This window comes from Xanthobacter sediminis (genome assembly GCF_043195015.1).
Classification (GTDB): domain Bacteria; phylum Pseudomonadota; class Alphaproteobacteria; order Rhizobiales; family Xanthobacteraceae; genus Xanthobacter.
Genome location: NZ_JBAFWH010000008.1, coordinates 206,246 through 224,849 on the forward strand (window position 1 = coordinate 206,246; position 18,604 = coordinate 224,849).

General features: G+C 69.8%; 19 protein-coding genes. 8 read left to right on the forward strand and 11 right to left on the reverse strand.

From position 1 onward, the window contains the following. Nucleotides 1-271: 271 nt before the first annotated feature. From V5F61_RS12850 to V5F61_RS12865, 4 genes are all read left to right on the forward strand, one after another. The gene (locus V5F61_RS12850) at nt 272-1,396 is read left to right on the forward strand and encodes a bile acid:sodium symporter family protein (RefSeq protein WP_393989385.1); all 1,125 of its coding nucleotides are present in this window, start codon (nt 272-274) and stop codon (nt 1,394-1,396) included. A gap of 107 nt (nt 1,397-1,503) precedes the next feature. Continuing rightward, nucleotides 1,504-2,130, forward strand: a complete 627-nt coding sequence (locus V5F61_RS12855) for a Maf family nucleotide pyrophosphatase (protein ID WP_393989386.1) — start codon at nt 1,504-1,506, stop codon at nt 2,128-2,130. Then, a complete protein-coding gene (gene yacG / locus V5F61_RS12860) occupies nt 2,127-2,351 on the forward strand; it encodes a DNA gyrase inhibitor YacG (protein WP_393989387.1) in 225 nt (74 codons plus the stop codon). The genes V5F61_RS12855 and yacG overlap by 4 nt, the downstream gene beginning before the upstream one ends. Before the next feature lie 333 nt (nt 2,352-2,684). Then, nucleotides 2,685-4,163 (forward strand): aldehyde dehydrogenase, encoded by a 1,479-nt coding sequence (locus V5F61_RS12865; protein ID WP_393989388.1) that lies wholly within the window; start codon nt 2,685-2,687, stop codon nt 4,161-4,163. A gap of 16 nt (nt 4,164-4,179) precedes the next feature. Here the strand turns inward: V5F61_RS12865 and V5F61_RS12870 are convergent, their stop codons facing one another. After that, nucleotides 4,180-5,103, reverse strand: coding sequence for a hypothetical protein (locus V5F61_RS12870; RefSeq protein WP_393989389.1), 924 nt, complete (start codon nt 5,101-5,103; stop codon nt 4,180-4,182). A 291-nt stretch (nt 5,104-5,394) separates the two neighbouring features. Here V5F61_RS12870 and V5F61_RS12875 point away from each other — a divergent pair, with 291 nt between their 5' ends. Beyond that, the gene (locus tag V5F61_RS12875; protein WP_393989390.1) at nt 5,395-6,816 is read left to right on the forward strand and encodes an aspartate aminotransferase family protein; all 1,422 of its coding nucleotides are present in this window, start codon (nt 5,395-5,397) and stop codon (nt 6,814-6,816) included. A 73-nt stretch (nt 6,817-6,889) separates the two neighbouring features. On the opposite strand, the gene V5F61_RS12880 is transcribed toward V5F61_RS12875, so the two are convergent. The 4 genes from V5F61_RS12880 to V5F61_RS12895 form a co-directional block, all read right to left on the reverse strand. Beyond that, nucleotides 6,890-7,483, reverse strand: a complete 594-nt coding sequence (locus V5F61_RS12880) for a glutathione S-transferase N-terminal domain-containing protein (RefSeq protein WP_393989391.1) — start codon at nt 7,481-7,483, stop codon at nt 6,890-6,892. A gap of 164 nt (nt 7,484-7,647) precedes the next feature. Further along, nucleotides 7,648-8,493: a 23S rRNA (adenine(2030)-N(6))-methyltransferase RlmJ gene (locus V5F61_RS12885; RefSeq protein ID WP_393989392.1), complete on the reverse strand. Its 846-nt coding sequence runs from the start codon at nt 8,491-8,493 to the stop codon at nt 7,648-7,650. 114 nt (nt 8,494-8,607) lie between these two features. Then, nucleotides 8,608-9,348 carry a ribonuclease T2 family protein gene (locus V5F61_RS12890; protein WP_445329454.1) on the reverse strand — a complete coding sequence of 247 codons (741 nt, stop codon included), beginning with the start codon at nt 9,346-9,348 and terminating at the stop codon, nt 8,608-8,610. Further along, complete coding sequence (locus V5F61_RS12895; protein WP_393989393.1) at nt 9,345-9,854, reverse strand: hypothetical protein; 510 nt, start codon at nt 9,852-9,854, stop codon at nt 9,345-9,347. The genes V5F61_RS12890 and V5F61_RS12895 overlap by 4 nt, the downstream gene beginning before the upstream one ends. Nucleotides 9,855-10,166: 312 nt before the next feature. On the opposite strand from V5F61_RS12895, the gene V5F61_RS12900 reads away from it, so the two are divergent. After that, nucleotides 10,167-11,363 (forward strand): alanine racemase, encoded by a 1,197-nt coding sequence (locus V5F61_RS12900; RefSeq protein WP_393989408.1) that lies wholly within the window; start codon nt 10,167-10,169, stop codon nt 11,361-11,363. 94 nt (nt 11,364-11,457) lie between these two features. Here V5F61_RS12900 and msrP read toward each other — a convergent pair whose 3' ends face one another. The 5 genes from msrP to V5F61_RS12925 all read right to left on the reverse strand — a co-directional run bounded on the left by msrP (nt 11,458) and on the right by V5F61_RS12925 (nt 15,856). Next, a complete protein-coding gene (msrP, locus tag V5F61_RS12905) occupies nt 11,458-12,429 on the reverse strand; it encodes a protein-methionine-sulfoxide reductase catalytic subunit MsrP (protein WP_393989409.1) in 972 nt (323 codons plus the stop codon). Between the two features lie 164 nt (nt 12,430-12,593). Beyond that, entirely contained in the window at nt 12,594-13,280 is a 687-nt protein-coding gene (locus V5F61_RS12910; protein WP_393989394.1) for a DUF992 domain-containing protein, read from the reverse strand. Nucleotides 13,281-13,357: 77 nt separating this feature from the next. Beyond that, on the reverse strand, nt 13,358-13,882 hold the full coding sequence (locus V5F61_RS12915) for a DUF992 domain-containing protein (RefSeq protein WP_393989395.1): 525 nt from the start codon (nt 13,880-13,882) through the stop codon (nt 13,358-13,360). A 170-nt stretch (nt 13,883-14,052) separates the two neighbouring features. After that, nucleotides 14,053-14,520 (reverse strand): DUF992 domain-containing protein, encoded by a 468-nt coding sequence (locus V5F61_RS12920; RefSeq protein WP_393989396.1) that lies wholly within the window; start codon nt 14,518-14,520, stop codon nt 14,053-14,055. A gap of 133 nt (nt 14,521-14,653) precedes the next feature. Beyond that, nucleotides 14,654-15,856 (reverse strand): pyridoxal phosphate-dependent aminotransferase, encoded by a 1,203-nt coding sequence (locus tag V5F61_RS12925; protein WP_393989397.1) that lies wholly within the window; start codon nt 15,854-15,856, stop codon nt 14,654-14,656. Between the two features lie 253 nt (nt 15,857-16,109). Between V5F61_RS12925 and V5F61_RS12930 the strand changes: the two genes are divergently transcribed. Beyond that, nucleotides 16,110-16,757 carry a glutathione S-transferase family protein gene (locus V5F61_RS12930; RefSeq protein WP_393989398.1) on the forward strand — a complete coding sequence of 216 codons (648 nt, stop codon included), beginning with the start codon at nt 16,110-16,112 and terminating at the stop codon, nt 16,755-16,757. Between the two features lie 146 nt (nt 16,758-16,903). Beyond that, the gene (locus V5F61_RS12935) at nt 16,904-17,335 is read left to right on the forward strand and encodes a hypothetical protein (RefSeq protein WP_393989399.1); all 432 of its coding nucleotides are present in this window, start codon (nt 16,904-16,906) and stop codon (nt 17,333-17,335) included. Nucleotides 17,336-17,477: 142 nt separating this feature from the next. Here V5F61_RS12935 and V5F61_RS12940 read toward each other — a convergent pair whose 3' ends face one another. After that, complete coding sequence (locus V5F61_RS12940) at nt 17,478-18,599, reverse strand: baeRF11 domain-containing protein (protein ID WP_393989400.1); 1,122 nt, start codon at nt 18,597-18,599, stop codon at nt 17,478-17,480. Nucleotides 18,600-18,604: the final 5 nt, after the last annotated feature.

An 18,604-nucleotide genomic window follows, 5' to 3' on the forward strand; every position in this document is an offset into this window, starting at 1 on the left:
GCTTGGCTGGTGGACGCAATTCCAGGGGAGTTCGTTTCCGGGGCGCGGGCTTCCCTTGCCCCGGTTCGGCGAAGGTTGACCGGTGGGGAAAGGCAGACCAATTTGCGCCGGCCCGTCCCGCACGGGATGGCGGCCTGCCCGCAGGGCCCGGACCCCGTGTCCGCGTGCCCGAGCATCCAGGGCAGCGACCGGCACCTTGCTTCGTGACTGCGCTGTCGCCGCGGGCGAGCGCCGCTTCGAAGTTTCCTCTTTCTCACGTCTGCCCCAAGCCATGTCCTCCAGATCCACGCCGCCGAAGTCCACGCCTCCCAGCTCCGCGCCTTCCAAGCCCGCGTCCGCGCGATTCAAAATCGATCCCTTCCTGCCGGCGCTGGTCGGCGTGGTCGTGCTTGCCATCCTCTGGCCCGCGCCCGGCGTCACCGGCGGCTTCCTCCACGCCGATCGCGCGGCCACCTGGGGCATCGGCGTTATTTTCTTCCTCTACGGCATTTCGCTCGCCACCCGGCGGCTGCTGGAGAGCGCCACCCGCTGGCAGCTCCACCTCGTGGTGCAGCTCGCCACATTTGCCCTGTTCCCGCTGGTGGTGGTGCTGGCCATGCCGCTCATCAACCGGCTGATGCCGGAGGAGGTGGGCATCGGCTTCTTCTTCCTGGCGGCGCTGCCGTCCACGGTGTCGTCCTCGGTGGCCATGACCTCGCTGGCGCGGGGCAACGTGCCGGTGGCGATCTTCAACGCCTCCGTCTCCTCGCTCATCGGCGTGTTCGTGACGCCGCTGCTGATGGCCTGGTACCTGCACGCCACCGGCGGCACCATGGCGCTCGGCGACGTCATCCTGAAGCTGGTCCTCATCGTCCTGCTGCCGCTTGCGGTCGGGCAGATGCTGCGCCCGCTGCTGCTGAAGCTGGTGGAGAAGCACAAGGTGGTGGTGAAGATCGCCGACCGGGCGGTGATTCTCGCCATCGTCTACAACGCCTTCTGCGATAGCGTGGCGGAAGGGGTGTGGAGCGGCCACAGCGTGGCGCTGCTGGTGGAGATGGTGGCGGGCGTCGGCCTGCTGTTCGTGGTGGTCTACTTGCTCATCGGCCTGTTCTGCCGGCTGGTGGGCTTCAACCACGCGGACACCACGGCGGTGCTGTTCTGCGGGTCCAAGAAGTCGCTGGCGACGGGGCTTCCCATCGCCAAGGTGATGTTTGGTACCTCGCCGCAGCTCTCGCTCATCATCACCCCGATCATGATCTATCACTTCCTCCAGCTGGTGGTGATCGGCGTCATCGCCGGCAACCGCGCCGCCAGGGGAGAGGTGCTGGAGGCCATCGCCGAGGAGGAGGCCGCAGAACCCTCGCTCCTGGCGGATGATCCCGGCACGGGTTCACAGGATGCGCCGAAGCGCGATTGAGGGGTGCGCTGCGCGCCGTTCACAGCGCCGGCCCTTTCCGCTAGAGCGTGGGAGCGCGATGTCGGGACGGCGCGGTTCGCCGCCCCGGCATCCGGCGGAATCAGGAGATGGGTGTGACCGATCAGCTCAAGCTTGTCCTGGCGTCCGGCTCGCCGCGCCGGCTGGCGCTGCTCAACCAGGTGGGCATCGAGCCCGATCTGCTGATGCCCGCCGACGTGGATGAAAGCCCCGAGCGGGGCGAGTTGCCGCGCCGGCTGGCCCAGCGCCTCGCCGTCGAGAAGGGCCGGATCGTCGCCGCGCGTGCGCGGGAGGCGGGGCTCGAGGCCATCATTCTTTCCGCCGACACGGTGGTGGCGGTGGGCCGGCGCATCCTGCCCAAGCCGGATCTGCGCGATGAGGCGGAAGAGTGCCTGCGCCTGCTTTCGGGCCGCAGCCACCGGGTCTTCACCGGCGTGTGCGTGGTGGACCGCAGGGGCCGCGACCACACGCGCCTCGTGGAGACGCGGGTGCGCTTCAAGCGCCTCTCTCGGGCGGAGATGGACGACTACCTCGACTGCGGCGAGTGGCGCGGCAAGGCCGGTGGCTATGCTATCCAGGGCATCGCCGGCTCGTTCGTGGTGAAGCTGGTGGGCTCCTACACCAATGTGGTGGGGCTGCCGCTGATCGAGGCAGTGGGCCTACTTTCCGGCGAGGGCTATCCCGTGCGTGCCGGCTGGGCGGAGCTGGCCCAGTGAGCGGCGATCCGGAAAAGGACGCGCCCAAGGTGCCGGAATCCAATCTGCCTGCGTCGAAGCCGTGCCCCATCTGCGGCAAGCCGCCGGTGGAGAAGTATCGCCCCTTCTGTTCCAAGCGCTGCGCCGACGTGGACCTCAATCGCTGGCTCTCCGGCGCCTATGCCATTCCCGTCACCGCTGAGGAGGACGAGGACGGGGAGCCGCCGGAAATGGGCCGCTGAGGCGCCGCGCGCGCCTTTTCATCTCCAACGCGGCTCTCGCTGCTTTCCGCCGAAGCCCCGCCGTGGGCGGCGAACGGCTGTGCGCACGCGCGCCGGCTGTTTACGTTTCATTGATTAATGAAGGGAAATTTAAGCTTCGCCGGCAAATCGGCGTGGGCGCCGTCGGTTGTGCCGGGCGCCCGGATGGGCCGGCATCGGGGCATTCCGGTGACGGAACGTAGTACGGAGGTTTGCCGGCCAAGGGCTGTGAACGGCGCCGCGGTGCCTTGACGCCGCCCGCGCCGGCGCGCCAGTTTCGAGGCTTCAGGCCCGTCCCGCGGCCGAGGAGCCATCATGACCGCGACCGCGGAATCCGCAGAGCGTCCCGCCTTCCGTACCCAGGCCTTCATCGACGGCGCCTTCGCGCCGGCCGCCTCGGGGCGCACCTTCAGCGCCGTGAACCCGGCCACGGGGGAGGTGCTGGCGGAGGTGGCTGCGGGAGACACCGCCGACATCGACCGCGCCGTTTCCGCCGCCCGCCGCGCGTTCGAGGACCGCCGCTGGGCCGGGCTGCGCCCGCTGGAGCGCAAGCGCACCCTGCAGCGCTTCGCCGAGCTGATCCGCGAGCACCGCGACGAGCTGGCCCTCACCGAGACGCTCAACATGGGCAAGCCCATCTCGGACGCCCGCGCCGTCGATGTGCGCGCGGCGGCCGACTGCTTCGCCTATTACGGCGAGTGCGCCGACAAGGTGTATGGCGAGATCGCCCCCACCACCGCGGACAATCTCGCCCTCATCCTGCGCGAGCCGCTGGGCGTGGTGGGCTGCGTGACGCCCTGGAACTTCCCCATGATCATGGCCGCCTGGAAGGTGGCCCCCGCCCTCGCCATGGGCAATTCGGTGGTGCTGAAGCCGGCGGAGGAATCGCCCCTCACCGCCTTGCGCCTTGCCGAGCTGGCGCACGCGGCCGGTATTCCTGACGGGGTGTTCAACGTGGTGCCGGGCCTGGGCGTGGAGGCCGGCAAGGCGCTGGGCCTCCACATGGACGTGGATGCGCTCGCCTTCACCGGCTCCACCGAGGTGGGGCGCTATTTCATGCGCTATTCCTCCGACAGCAACCTCAAGCGCGTCTACCTGGAGCTGGGCGGCAAGACCGCCTTCGTGGTGGCCCACGACGTGCCGGACCTCGACGCTGTGGCGGAGGCGGTGGCCGGAGGCATCTTCTTCAACCAGGGCGAAATGTGCACCGCCGCCTCGCGGCTGCTGGTGGACAATCGCATCCGCGCCGAGCTGGTGGCGCGCATCGCCGCCCTGGCCCCGCGCTGGATGCCGGGCAACCCGCTCGATCCGGCGGCGCCGGCCGGCGCGGTGGTGAGCCGGGAGCATCAGCGGCGCATCCTGTCCGCCATCGACCGCGGCATCGCCGAGGGGGCGCGGCTCGTCACCGGCGGCGCGGCGGTGCTGGAGGAGACGGGCGGCGCCTTCGTGGCGCCCACGGTGTTCGACGACGTGGCGCCGGGCTCCTCCTTGGCGCAGCAGGAGATCTTCGGCCCGGTGCTCTCCGCCATCGGCTTCGATGGGCTGGAGGAGGCGGTGGAGATCGCCAACGGCACCGTCTACGGCCTCGGCGCGGCGGTGTGGAGCGGGGACCTTGCCGCAGCCCACCGCGTGGCACGGCGCTTCAAGGCCGGCATCGTCTATGTGAACTGCTTCGATGCCGACGACATCACCACGCCCTTCGGCGGCGTGAAGCAATCCGGCTTCGGGCGAGACAAGTCCTTGCACGCGCTGGAGAAATACAGCGACCTGAAGACCGTGTGGACGCGGCTGTGAAGGCCTGGCCGGCGGGTCAGGCCCCGCTGGCCAGCGGCCCGGCGCCGCGCACGATGGCGTTCAGCACGGCTGCGAGCGCCGCGCGGTTTGGTGTCTTCATCAGCGAGCCGCCGAGCCGCGGGTTGATTTCAAACACGCACGGCGAGCCGTCTTCACGGATCATGTAGTCGAAATTGCAGGGGCCATCGTAGCGCAGCGGCGCCAGGAAGCTCTCCAATACCCGCAGGTGCCGGTCCGCGGGCGGCGGAGCGGCGGTGGTGACGCTGCTGCCCGGCCGCTGGATGCGCGCCTGCGCGTGCAGCGTCTTGCGGAATGTGCGATGGAGCACGATCCGCCCTTTCCGGCATACGGTGTGCGTCGCGAATTCATGCGCATGCGGCACGTAACCCTGGATCAGCACCGGGAAGCCGCTCCATGGCGCGGTGTCGAGCATCTCGCGCAGGGCCTTGCGGGTGGCGGCCACCTCCACTCCCACGCCGGCGTTGAGGTCGAGGCGCTTCACGACGCACGGCAGCTCGGCCGCCTCCGGCGAGGCGAAGACGGGCGGGCAGTGGTGGGCGAGCCCCTCGCGCGCGGCATAGGCGGCGAAGGCGCCCTTGTCGGAGAGGGTGCGGACCGCCTCGTGGCTGGGCAGCAGCCCTTCGTGTTCCGCGCGCGGGCAGGCCAGAAGGTGCGGCTCCATCAGCGGCAGCACGATGGTGCGCATGTCGTCGCGCGGCGGGGGCAGGGGCGCGGTCGTGTCCGCCGCCAGCAGCACCTCGCGCACGCCGTCCACCTGGGCCCAGACCGGCGCCGTCGGCGCCAGAGACTCGTTCCAGTCCTCCGAGTGGGTGCCATACACGACGATCCGCACCGCCGGTGTGGTGGCGTCGCGGCGGGCAGAGCCTGCGGGCGCGTGCGCCGCGATGGCGGAGCCGGAGGCTTGGGGCAGATCGATCATCGGGGGCTGCGAATCGGAGGAGGTGGGAGCCTCATCGTTCGCACGGGCTTCGCACGCGCGCCATAAGATCTTGAACCAACGCGCTTTCCGCACGGGAAAGGTGCTCGCGTCCGGTCGAGATGGCGCGTGCGGCTTTCTTGACGGGAAAGCGGAATTCACATCTTCTGAACGGGCCGGGACGCTGCGGGAGGCCTCGTTTTCTCCCCTGCGCCGGGGAGGCGGGAGCTGTTCCGTCCTTCCGCCCGCGAACCGGCCGGCGTCGGTCTGAAACCGAAACGGAGACTCTCCATCGTGCCATCCTCCCCCCTGTCCAACTCGACGGCCCACTGGCGCGCGCTTGACGCCGCCCACCATCTGCATCCGTTCTCGGACACGAAGGCGCTCAACGCGGAAGGCGTGCGCGTCATCACCCGGGCGGAAGGGGTCTATGTGTATGACAGCGACGGGAACAAGATCCTGGACGGCATGAGCGGCCTGTGGTGCTCCCAGGTGGGCCACGGGCGCAAGGCGATCGTCGATGCCATCGCCGCCCAGCTCCACCAGCTCGACTATTACAACACCTTCTTCAAGACCTCCCACCCGGCCGCCGCCGAGCTTGCCGCCGCCATCGCGGACGTGGCGCCGCAGGGCATGAGCCGCGTGTTCTTCACCTCCGGCGGCTCCGAGGCGGTGGACACGGTGCTGCGCCTGGTGCGGCACTACTGGGCCTCCATGGGGCGACCGCAGAAGTCCATCTTCATCTCGCGCAAGAACGCCTACCACGGCTCCACCATGGGCGGCGCCTCGCTCGGCGGCATGGGGCCGATGCATGCCCAGGGCGGCCTGCCCATTCCCGGCATCATCCATGTGCAGCAGCCCTATTGGTGGGCCGAGGGCGGCGCCATGGAGCCCGACGAATTCGGCCTGTTTGCCGCCCGCGAGGTGGCCCGCGCCATCGATGAGGCGGGGCCGGAGAACGTGGCTGCCTTCATCGGCGAGCCGATCCAGGGCGCGGGCGGCGTCATCATCCCGCCGGCCAGCTACTGGCCCGAGGTGGAGAAGATCTGCCGCGAGCGCGACGTGCTGCTGGTGTGCGACGAGGTCATCTGCGGCTTCGGCCGCACCGGGGAATGGTTCGGCTCCCAGCTCATGGGGGTGAAGCCGGACCTCATCACCTTCGCCAAGGGCATTACCTCCGGCTATTTCCCGCTCGGCGGCGTCATCGTCGGCGACAAGGTGGCGGAAGGCTTTATCGAGAACGGCGGAGACTTCAACCACGGCTATACCTATTCCGGCCATCCCGGCGGCTGCGCGGCGGCCCTCGCCAACCTCAGGATCATGCACGAGGAGAAGCTGGTGTCGCGCGTGAAGCACGATATCGGCCCCTACCTTCGCGAGCGCTGGCTGAAGCTCGCCGAGCATCCGCTGGTGGGCGAGGCGCGCATGGTGGGCCTCATCGGTGCGCTGGAGCTGACCCCGGACAAGGCCACTCGCGCCGCCTTCGCGGCGGAGGAGGGCACGGTCGGCCTCATCTGCCGCGACTTCTCCTTCCGCGAGGGGCTGGTGATGCGCGCGGTGCGCGACGGCATGATCCTCGCCCCGCCCTTTACCCTCTCCCACGCCGAGGCGGACGCGCTGGTGGCCATCGCCTGGAAGGTGCTGGACCTCACCTATGCCGAGCTGAAGAGCCGCGGCCTCATGGTGCCGGTGCCGCGCGTCGACGCTGCGGCCTGAGGGGCCGGACACAGCAAAAAGGGCCGGCGGGAGCATCTCCCGCCGGCCCTTTTTGTTTTTCGCGATCGCCGGTTCAGCGCGGGGCGGTTTCCTCGAACATGGGGCAGCGGGCGGCGAACGCCGCCTGCCAGGCCACCAGCCGGGGGTGGCCCGCCCGCCATTCCCCGCCGAAGCGGAAATCCAGGAAGCCGAGGGCGCAGGCGAGGGTGATCCCGGCCGCGTCGATGGGGCCATCGGCAGGCGGCGGGGCCGCCTCCAGCGCCGCGAGCGCGCGGGCCATCTTCTGGCGCTGGTGGTCGAGCCAGCGCGGCTCGTGCTTCTCCACGGGGCGGAAGCGCGCCTCGTAGAGCACGAGGACGCCCGCATCCGTCATTCCGTCCGCGAGTGCCTGGAGCTTCATCGCGCGGATGAGGGCCTTCGGCTCTGTGGGCAGCAGGCGACCGCCGGAGAGGATGTTGAGATAGCTCAGGATGACCCGCGAATCATAAAGGCAGTCGCCGTCGTCGGTGATGAGCGTCGGCACCTTGCCGAGGGGGTTCTGCAGGCGCAGCGTGTCGTCCGGATTGGTGGTGTCGGCGAGCTCGAGTTCGAGCGGCACGCCGGCGACGGCGGCGGCGAGGCGCACCTTGCGGGCGAACGGCGAGGTGGCGGAATAGCGCAGGAGCATGAGGGGCATCCGGTTGGAGGGACCGTGGCGGCCCCGGTTACGGCGTTTCCAGGTGAAGGGGAATCCGGTCTGCGGGAAGAACGCCTTGCGGTTCGGCAAACCGGGCTGGCGTGCGTGGGAGGGGAGATCGTTCCACTTTGCCTGCCCACTTTCGGAAGGGAGCCTCAGTGCGCCGTCAGCCAGGAGACGCGCAGGCGCCCCTTGCCGTCGCGCGCCAGCAGCGGGGTGACTGGCGCCAGCATGGTGCGCACCTCGTCCGCCAGGGTGAACGGCGGGTTCACGATGATGAGTCCGCTGCCGGACAGGGTGTCGAGGCTGCGCACCTCGGCGAAGTCGATCTCCACCCGCAGCGTCTTGGGCATCTGGAGCTGCGCGACCTCGCGCCGGAAGGCATCCACCGCCCTCAGGTCCTTGATGGGGTACCACAGCATGAAGATGCCGGTGGCGAAGCGGGCGTGGGCGGCCTTCAGTCCCTCCACCATGCGGTGGAACTCGCCTTGCTCCTCGAACGGCGGGTCCACCAGCACCACGCCGCGCCGCTCGCGCGGGGGCAGGTGGGCGGCCAGCCCCTGCCAGCCGTCCTGGGGCAGGATCTTGGCGCGATGGTCCTCGCCCACGCGCTTCTCCAGCTTGGCGCGCTCCTCCTTGTTCAACTCGCAGAACAGGAAGCGGTCCTGCGGGCGGGAGAGGGCCAGCGCCAGCGCCGGCGAGCCGGGATAGAGCCGCCGCCCTTCCGCCCTGACGGCACGCACCGTGTCGAGATAGGGCGCCAGCAGCGCCGCCGCCTGTTCCGGCAATTGGGCTGCCAGCACCGCCTCGATGCCGCTTTCCGCCTCCAGCGTGCGCTGGGCATTGGCGCCGTCGAGGTCGTAGAGCCCCGCGCCGGCATGGGTGTCCAGCACGCGGTAGGGCGCGTCCTTCTTCCCCAGGTAGGCGAGGATGCGGGCGAGCACCGCGTGCTTCATCACGTCGGCCGGGTTGCCGGCATGGAAGGCGTGGCGATAATTCATGAGGGTGGTTCACCGCGGCGGTTTCGAGCGAGGGGTGCTCAAGCTGCCGCCTCTATACGGCGCGCGGGCGGCATTTTCGATCCGCTCCGGCGGGAAAATGCGGGCGAGGCGGCTTCAATTGCCGCGCACGGGCGGCATCACCATCCTCGGCAGGGTGCAGGCGCGCCGGTCCACCTCCGGGCAGGGGCGGAAGGCGAGGTTCTCGCGCGAGAGGCAGATGCGCACTTCGCGCAGGCGGCGCTTGTCGCAGTCCACGGAGATCATGTCCGGCTGCAGGCCGGGATTGGCGGCGCGGAAGGCGTCCTCGATCTGCGCCGGCGACACCATGCGGTAGTCGTCGAGGCGCTGGAACGCGGGAGGCACCACCACCTTGTCGCGCGCGGCGCGGATCGCCTTGAAGTAGCCGGTGGCGTCGAGGCCGGAGCAGGTGCCGTGCTTCTTCCACTCGTGGATCACCAGCCCCTTGCTGGGCATGATGTCGAGCATGGAGCGGACGAGGCCGTTCGGCACGTAGGGTGCGGGGTTCTCGCAATATTCGGGAAAGCCGCGCTCGTACTGCGGCCACAGGCCATGCACCACGAAGGCGTAGGGGCGGGTGAGAGCGCATTGCGGCTCGTCGGCCGCCCGCGCGCCCCGCGCCTCGCAATAGGTGGGGGACCAGGAGAGCGAGAGCACGTAGAAATCGAAGCCGGAGGCATCAGCCTCGGCCGCCGCGGGCTGCGCGAGCGCCGCGGCGATGAGCGCCATTCCGGCCAGAGCGGCGCCGCGCAGCATGCGCCTCACGGTGCCCGTGCGCGCGGCCGGCGCCTGGAATGCGGCGGGCCCCTGCGGCTGCGGGGCCGCCGCAGCCCTCACGGCTGGACCATCTTGCAGGAAGGGGCGAAGGCGTATTCGCGATCAAGGCCGACGATGCACCATTCCACGCCCCAAGTGGCGCCGATGGGGCCGCCCGATTCGACGATAGCGTAATAGATCTGCCGCTTGCGGGCATCGGAGGTGTAGACGGTGCCGTGGCAGTAGCGGCGCGGCAGGTATTCCGGCCCCCAGGGGCGGAAGGCGATCTCGCTCAGGCGCTCGAACTGGGTAATGGTGAGATTGGAGGACCAGAACCGCTGTTCCGTCTCCCCGAAGCGCTGGGCGATGAGGCCGAGGGCGGCCTGCTCGTCGCAGGCCGGCACGTTGCCGGAATAATTGGGGCCGGAGAGCCAGAAGTTCAGTTCCAGCAGGTTCGCCGCCTGGGCGCGGGGAGCGGCGAGGCCGAGCGACAGCGCGAGCCCGAGGGCGGCGGCTCCAAGGCCCGCCAGACGGGCGAGGCCCGTGCGGCCCGCCTTGGCTTTCGCGGTGCGCACCCCAATCCCCATGGTCGTCTCCACTGGTCTGTGCCGCGCTCGCGCGGCCATGTCGCCACGGACGATGGAGCCCCCACCCACGCCGGTCAAGCGCAGGGGTGCCACACTTCTTGAGAAAACGTCAATGCGCATTTCCGGCCCCCGTTACCCGCCGCGGCCGTCGCGCCGCGGCCGGAAAGCTGGGATAAGGAAGAAAGCACGGCGGCGCGCAGGAGGGTGGCTCCCATGTCCCAGTCCCGTTTCGCTTTCGGTGGCCCCGGCGCCGCGCGCGAGGGGCTGCCCGCCGGAGGCCTGCCGCGCTTCGCCAGCGGGCGGGCGGCGGCGATGGAGCTGCGGCCCGATCATCCGCTCTACTGCTTCCGGCCGCAGGTGCTGCGGGCGGATGCGGCGGCCTTCCTCGCAGCCTTTCCGGGAAGGACCGCCTATGCGGTGAAGACCAACGGCGAGCCGATGGTGCTCGAAACCCTGGCGCGGGCCGGCATCAGTGCCTTCGATGTGGCGAGCCCCGCCGAGTTCGCCGCCGTGCGCGCCCTGGCGCCGGACGCCGAGCTTTTCTACATGCACCCGGTGAAGGCGCAGTCGGACATCCGGCTGGCGCTGGAGCGCTACCGCATCCGCGTCACCGCCCTCGACCACGAGGACGAGGTGGCGAAGATCCTGCGCGTGGTCCGCGCGCTCGATCTCGATCCGCAGGACCTCACCTTCTTCGTGCGGCTCGCCACCAAGGGCGAGGCCGCCTACGAGCTGTCGCGCAAGTTCGGCGCCGCGCCCGGCCACGCGGCGGAGCTGCTGCGGCGCATCCACGGCCTCGGCATCCGCTGCGGCCTGTGCTTCCACGTGGGCAGCCAGGTGGAGGATACGGGCACCTATGCCCGCGCCGTCGCCATGGCGGCGGAGGTGCGCGCGGCAGCGGGCGTGCCCATTCACGGGCTCGACGTGGGCGGGGGCTTTCCGGCCGCCTATGCCCGCGATCCGCGCCGGGAGGAGCGGGCGATGCCGCCCCTGGGGGAGATCGTCTCCGGCCTGATGCAGGCTGTGGAGCGCCACGGCTTCTCCGGCGTGCCGCTGGTGGCGGAGCCCGGCCGGGTCATCGTCGCGCGCGCCTTCTCTGTCATCGTGCGGGTGCTGCTGAAGAAGGGGCAGCGGCTCTACATCAATGACGGAATCTGGGCCTCGCTCTCGGATTCGTGGACGGGCAAGATCCTGCTGCCGGTGCGGCACATTCCCGATCCCGCCCGGCGCCGCCGGCCGGGGCGGGGGGAGGCCATCGAGCCGTTTCGCATCTACGGCGCCACCTGCGACAGCGTGGACGTGCTCTCCCGCCCCTTTTACCTGCCGCAGGGCGTGGAGACGGGCGATTGGATCGAGATCGGCCACATGGGCGCTTATTCTCTCTCCCTGCGCACCCGCTTCAACGGCTTCTATCCCGACACCTTCGTGGAGGTGGACGAGCCCTTCGACGCGGGCGACGCGCCGCAGGGCTTCGCTGAGCCGGAATATCGCGGTGGGCCGCCGGAATAGATGTCACGCCTTCGGCAGGCACCAGGCAGGTTTCGCTCAACGCTGAGCGGGCTTGGCCGAAGGCCTGTGGGTTTTTTCCACCGGCCCTCGGCTCTCAATACCAGATGCGCTGGCTCTCCATGCCCGCATAGAGGGGCGCCACATCGTCGGCATAGCCGTTGAAGAGGAGGGTTGGGCGGCGCTCGCCGGTGGCGATGTCTTCCTCGCTGGCCTGGCTCCAGCGCGGGTGCGGCACCCGGGGGTTCACATTGGCCCAGAAGCCGTATTCGGCGCCCTGCACCTCCTCCCAGAAGCTCACCGGCTGGGTGTCGGTGAAGGTGAAGCGCACAATGCCCTTGGCGGACTTGAAGCCGTATTTCCACGGCAGCGCCAGCCGCAGCGGCGCGCCGAACTGGCCGGGGGCGGGCTTGCCGTAGGCGCCGGTGACGAGGAAGGCCAGCTCGTTCTGCGCCTCCTTGAGGGTCACGCCCTCCACATAGGGCCAGGGGTAGCGGAAATCGCGCTGGTTGGGCGCCATCTTGGGGTCGCGGAACGACTCCATCCGGATGAACTTTGCTGCTGACGTCGGCCGGGCCAGCTCCACCAAAGCGGACATGGGGAAGCCGGTCCAGGGAATGGCCATGGACCAAGCCTCCACGCAGCGGTGGCGGTAGAGCCGCTCCTCCAGGTGGACCTTCTTCAGGAGGTCGTCGATGTCCATCTCCTGGGGCTTTTCCACCAGGCCGTCGATGGCGATGCGCCAGGGGCGGCGCTGGAAGCGGCCCATGGCCGGCGCCACGTTCTTGGCGTAGCTGAACTCGTAATAATTGTTCACCACGGAGGACTTGGCCTCCGGCGTCACCGGCCGGTCGAGGGTGTAGCGCGGGTTCATGGGCGCCGGGTAGAGGGCGGCGGAGGGATCACCGGCCGGCTCGGCCGCGGCGCTTGCCGTGGCGGGAATGCCGAAGGCGGCGGCGCCGATGAGGCCCGCGCCGGCTCCAATGAGGGCACGGCGGCTGAGATAGATCGATTCAGGGGTAGCGGCGGCTTCGGGAAGCTCCCAGCCGCGCCGGCGTCGCACAAGCATCATGGCCTCCCGGAAGGGGCAGTTCCGGCCTCCCGAGCGACGCGCCGGCAAGGCGCGGACTTCCCATCGGGCGGGCACGGCGGGAGGATCGGGACACGCGGCGCCGGGCGCAAGTCACACCGTCGTGTGGCTCCGCCATGGGAGGCGGCGGGCGGGCGGGCGTTTCAGCGCGCGGGCTGGGGCGGCGGATCGCCCGCGACCAGCGGGGTCGATGGCTCAAGCACCAGGGTGGCGCCGGCAATGGAAAGGCTGAGCCCGCTGTCGGAGGAGACGCTGAGGGGCTGGAGCGTGACCTGCTTGGCCGGGTCCTGGGCTGCGAGTACGTTCGCGGAGAAGCCGGGGCCGAGCGCGAAGCCCGAGGTGAAGCCCACATAGGTCCCCGCCAGCGCCCCGCGATCAAGGCTTTGTGAGGTGGAGAGCACACCCCACAGCATGCTGCCCTGGTCCGACACGCCGATGTCGAGGCCGGTGCGGTTGAGGGTGCCGATGTAATAGTGATTCTGGCCCATGCTTGGGCGGTACTCGCACCGCACGCGGCGGGTGGAGCCGAAGCCGGTGGCTGTGGCCAGGTCTCCCCGGCATTCGAGGAGGCCCGACGACACCGCCGGCATCCTGGGGCCGGTGGCCGAAGGGGCGGTCGCCGTGGAGGGCGGCGCGGGCGCGGCACTTGAGGCCGGCGGCGTCACATTCATCTGCGGTAGGGCCTGCACCGCGGGTGTGGCCTGGGCGGTGGCCGGGCCCGTCGGCTGGGTGCCGCCCTGGGCGGGGACGCTGCCGAGGCCCTGGGCCCCGGCGGTCGTCGTCAGCAGGCTCGCCATGGCGGCGAGAAGGACGGGGCGGAAGCTGTTCATGATCATCTCCTGCCCCGATCTTGCACGCCTTTCAGGTCATTTGGTGACCCTTCAGGCTGCGCCGCGACCCTTTCGGATCACTTGGTGATCTTGGCCTTCACGGCCTTGGGAGCGGCGATCTGCTCCAGCTTCAGGTCGGCGACGCCGGCGGCCACGGCGGCGCCGGTCAGGCCTTCCAGGGACAGGGGCTGGAGGGCGACGGTCTGGGTGGAGCCGCCGACCAGCACGTTCACGCCGCCGCCGAGACCCCAGGCCGCATTGGCCGACACGCCCACATACTGGCCGGCGAGAGCGCCGGGGCCCACGCTGGTGGAGGGGGCGAACACGGCCCACGACAGGGTGTTGGCCGAGGTGATGCCGAGGTCGATGCCGAAGCGCGACACGGTGCCCTTGTAGGCGGCCTGCACGGTGTAGGGCTCGATGCGCGAGGTGCGCAGCTCGCAGGCGAGGTCGCGGACGGAGCCGAGGATGAAGCCCACGGACGGGGCCACGGAGCACACGAGCACGCCGATCTGCACCTTCGGCGCCTCGACGGCGGCGGCGGGAGTGGCGGAGACAGCCGCGACAGCGGCGAGGCCGATGAGGCCGGACAAGGTACGCATGGGATCCCCCAATGATGCGGTGAAGCGAGGAAAGGACGCCCCGCGGATACGCGCAACCCCCTCTTAAGGAGAGATCGTGGCTGCAATTTCGCTAGGGGCTTGAAATGCCTTCACCCCCGAGGGTTTCCCCGGGGGTGTGGCACAAATGCAAGGCTTCGGGACGGACCCGATCAGCGCAGCGACATGTCGGCGACGCCGAGGGCGAGGTTCAGCCCGGTCTGGGCTTCCACGGACAGCGGCTGCAGGGTGATGGTGTTGTTGTTGCCACCCACCAGCGCGTTCGCGCCGAGGCCGGCGCCGATGGCGGCATTGGCGGAGGCACCCACATAGTTGCCGCGCAGGCTCTCGGGGCGAGCCGAGGACGAGGGGGCGAACACCGTCCACACCAGCACGCCCTTGCCGCTCACGCCCACGTCGAGGCCGAGGCGGCGAATCGTGCCGGTGTAGGTCCGGGTCCGGCCCTTGCGGCCCTGGAAGGTGCAGCTCATGTCGCGCACGGAGCCGAGGATGAAGCTCACGTTGGGCGCGAGGGTGCAGCGCAGCTCACCCACCTGCACGCGGGACTGGGCCGAAGCGGGCAGGGCGCCGAGGACGCAGAGGGCAGCGGCGGCGAGACCAGCCTTGAAAACAGTCTTCATGATGTCGTTCCTCCTGGGGAAGCCAGCGGGTATCAGACCGCGCCGGACGACAGCGAAGCCATAGCCTGACTCCTCCCCAACGCCAACGCCTCTATGGGGCGGGAGCTTCCGTTCTCCCGCCCCTGTTGCATCCTCAGCTCAGGGCGGCGCAGAAGCGCTGGATGCGCTGGCAGGCTTCCTCTAGGGCAGAGGTGGCCGTGGCGTAGGAGATGCGGAACGCCGGGCCGGTGCCGAAGGCGGAGCCGTGCACCACCGCGACGCCCTCCGTCTCCAGGAGCTGGGTGGCGAAGTCCTCGTCGTTGGCGATCTTCACGCCGGCCGGCGTGGACTTGCCGATGGCGCCCGCGCAGGAGGGGTAGACATAGAAGGCGCCTTCCGGCTTCGGGCAGGTGAGGCCCTTGGCCTGGTTCAGCATGGCCACCACCAAGTCGCGGCGTTCCTTGAACACGGCGTTGTTCTTGGCGATGAAGTCCTGCGGCCCCTCCAGCGCCTCCAGCGCCGCCCACTGGGCGATGGAGGAGGGGTTGGAGGTGGACTGCGACTGCAGCGTGCCCATGGCCTTGATGAGGGCCTCGGGGCCGGCGGCGTAGCCGATTCGCCAGCCGGTCATGCAATAGGCCTTCGAGACGCCGTTCATGGTCAGCGTGCGGTCGTAGAGCCGGGGCTCCACCTGCGCCGGGGTGACGAACTTGAAGTCGTCGTAGACGAGGTGCTCGTACATGTCGTCGGAGAGGATCCAGACATGGGGGTGGCGCACCAGCACGTCGGTGAGCGCCTTCAGCTCGTCATAGGTGTAGGCCGCGCCCGAGGGGTTCGAGGGCGAGTTGAAGATGAGCCACTTGGTCTTCGGGGTGATGGCGGCTTCCAGCACCTCGGGACGCAGCTTGAAGTTGTCCTCCAGGCGGGTCGGAGCCGGCACCGGCGTGCCGCCGCAGAACTGCACGATGTCCGGATAGCTCACCCAGTAGGGGGCGGGGATGATGACCTCGTCGCCCGCGTCCACGGTGGCCACCAGGGCGTTGAACAGCACCTGCTTGCCGCCGGTGCCCACGGACACCTGCGAGGGCTTGTAGTCGAGGTCGTTGTCGCGCTTGAACTTGCGGACGATGGCGGCCTTCAGCTGCGGAATGCCGTCCACGGCGGTGTACTTGGTCTCGCCGCGGCGGATGGCGGCAATGGCCGCTTCCTTGATGTTCTCGGGGGTGTCGAAGTCCGGCTCGCCCGCGGACAGCGCGATGATGTCCCGACCCGCTGCTTTCAGCTCGCGCGCCTTGTTGGAGATGGCGATGGTCGCGGAGGGGTTGATACGCTTCAGGGCGGACGAAATCAGGCTCATGGCCGGTTGCTCCGGACGCGCCCGCCCGCAGCGGCGGATCCGCGGCGGCCTCGGGGCGCAAAGGTTTGGCACGAATGGAGCGCCGCAGGTTCAGCTGGCGCGCGCGGACACTAGTTCAGCCGCCGTGCCGGAACAAGCGACGATGATGAATGAAACCCCCGCCCGCGCGTGATGGATCGGCCGGGGCCAGCCACGGCCCTTGCGGGGCGCCCCGGCAGACGCCACATGGCGGCGAGGGGCGGGGAGAGGGCCGGTGCTGAAGCTTTATTCCACGCAGTCGTCGGGAAATTCATACAAGGTGCGGCTGATGCTCGCGAAGCTCGGCCGCCCGTTCCAGCTCGCGGAAGTGGACATCTTCGCGGGCGAGCACAGAACGCCGGAATTCCTGGCGCTGAACCCGGAGGGGCGCGTGCCCCTGCTGGAGGCGGACGGGCGCCTGCTCGCCGAATCGAACGCGATTCTCTTCTACCTCGCGGAGGGCACCCGCTTCCTGCCCGCCGACGCCTTCGGCCGCGCGGATACCCTGCGCTGGATGTTCTTCGAGCAGAACAGCCACGAGCCCGGCATCGCCGCCGCCCGCTTCTGGCTCACCCAGGTGCGCGGCGGGCGCGACCTGCGCACCCACGATGTGGACCGCTGGATGGAAGAGGGCTACGCCGCCCTCGCCATCATGGAGCGGCACCTGGCGCGCCACGATTTCTTTGCCGCCGACCGGCTCACCATCGCCGATCTCGCCCTCTACGCCCACACCCATGTGGCGGAGGAGGGCGAGTTCAGCCTCGCCGCCTTTCCCCTGGTGCGCGCCTGGCTGGAACGGGTGGCGGCGGACCCCGGCCATGTGGACATGGCGTGGCGCCCATCTGTCACGGCGGTAGAACGGGGAGAACTCGCGCGCCCGTGAGCGAGTGTCATGATGTGGCCATGATTTACCGGGGTGCCGCCGCGGACGGGCCACACTCTTCGACCAGTTTCAATCTTGCCGGCACAGGTGATTCGCCGGCTGATCGTGGCGGAAGCCACATTTTCGAATCGTGTGGGAGCGTCCAGATGAACCCCCTCGCCGCCGAAACGCCCTTCTCGACCGTCCGTCCCGCCACGGGCGCGCGCCGCGAGCCGGTGCGCGCGGAACGGGAGTCCATCGACCGCCGCTTCGTGTCGTGGTCCGCGCCCTGGCCGGGGGAGGCCCCCGCCTTCTCCGCTGCCGATCCCGACACCCTGGCCCGGGCGGTGCGTGCCCACAAGGCGGGGGATGCCTTCGCCCAGGCAGCGCTCACCATCGCCCTCATGCTCGCCATCGGCGCGGTGGCGTTCGTGCTCTCCTCCGGGCGCGCGGCTGCCGCTGGCCTGCTGGCGCAGGACGTGGCGGGCCATGCCGCGACCCTCGGAGCCCTGGCCCTCGCCGGGGGCGCACTGCTCGTTGCCGCGCGCATGACGTTGTCGCGCGTTCGGGTGCGGGCGCGCGATCGCCGCCGGGGGTGATCGGCCCTGGCGCTCTCGTATTCAGGCTGAAAACAAAGGCGCCGGAGGAAGCCTCCGGCGCCTTTTTCATGGGATGTGTGGCTCTTGTGCCCCATCGGGCGGCCCGGAAGGCCCCGGCCGCCGGCCGGAGCCCCCGCCACCCTCAGATGGCGTAGCGCAGGATGGCCGCGAGGTCGCCGTTGCCGGGCAGGTCGGCGCGGCGCACCGAGAGCACGCGACCGCCGGCCTGGAGGGTGCGGCGCACGATCTCGTCGGCGATGCCATAGTTCACGGCGTCGGGCTTGGAGTCGAAGGTCACGGCGCCGTCCTCCTCGCCCACGAGGCCGGTGAGGGTGGAATCCATGTCCACCATCAGCGTATCCACGGCACCGAAGGTGGCGGCGCGGGCCGCCTGGGCCACGTCCGTGGTGGCGCGGCCCTGGACCTCGCGCGCGGCATAAAGGGCGCCGAAGTCGTGGATCTGCCCGGCGTAGACTTCGTCGAGCACCTTGCGGGCGGCTTCGGCGAGCGCGTGGTCGGGGGTGTCGTCGGCGCTGCCGGAGATCACGCCCTCGGCCACGTGGGGATAGCTCGAGACCGACTTATAGACCGAGGCCATGGGCTCGGCGGCGGCGATGACGAGCGGGCGCTCGTCGCCGGTGAGCACCGCGCGCAGGGACTGGTCCACGATACGGGCGTAGCGGGTGAGCAGGGCGCTTTCGCTGGTGCCCTCGCCGCTGCGCATGCCGCTGTCGCGCTCCAGGTGGCTGCGCCGGCCCAGGGCGTCGCTGAAGTTGTGCGGCATGCCGTGCACCGGCACGTGGTGGGGCGGCAGGTCCGCGGACACCTCGATGAGGCGGGCGCGGCCGACGCCGATGGCGAGCACATAGGCCTCGTGGGCGAAGGTCACCGAGCGGATGAGCGGGGCGATGTGGAAGCGGTCCGACACCTCCACCGCATTTGCGAGCTTGTTGGGCAGGCGGAAGGTGCGCACGCGGTCGGGGGTCGCGAAGATGGCGAGGCTGTTGGCCTGGGTGACCCAGAACGCGTCGTCCTCCACCAGCGCCTCGATGCCCTCCTGGATCGGCCAGAGGCTGCGCTTGGCGGTGTCCACGGCCTCAAGCTCGCCCAGGGCGGTCTTCAGCAGGTTCTTGAGCTCGATGCGGTCGGCCTTCGTCTCCTGCGTATTGGGCGTGGTCCGCAGGTAAATGGAAACGGCCGGCGAGCCGCGATAAGCCGCAAGCTTTTCGATCTGCGCACGGCTCGGAAGGTCGATATGAAGCACGAAAA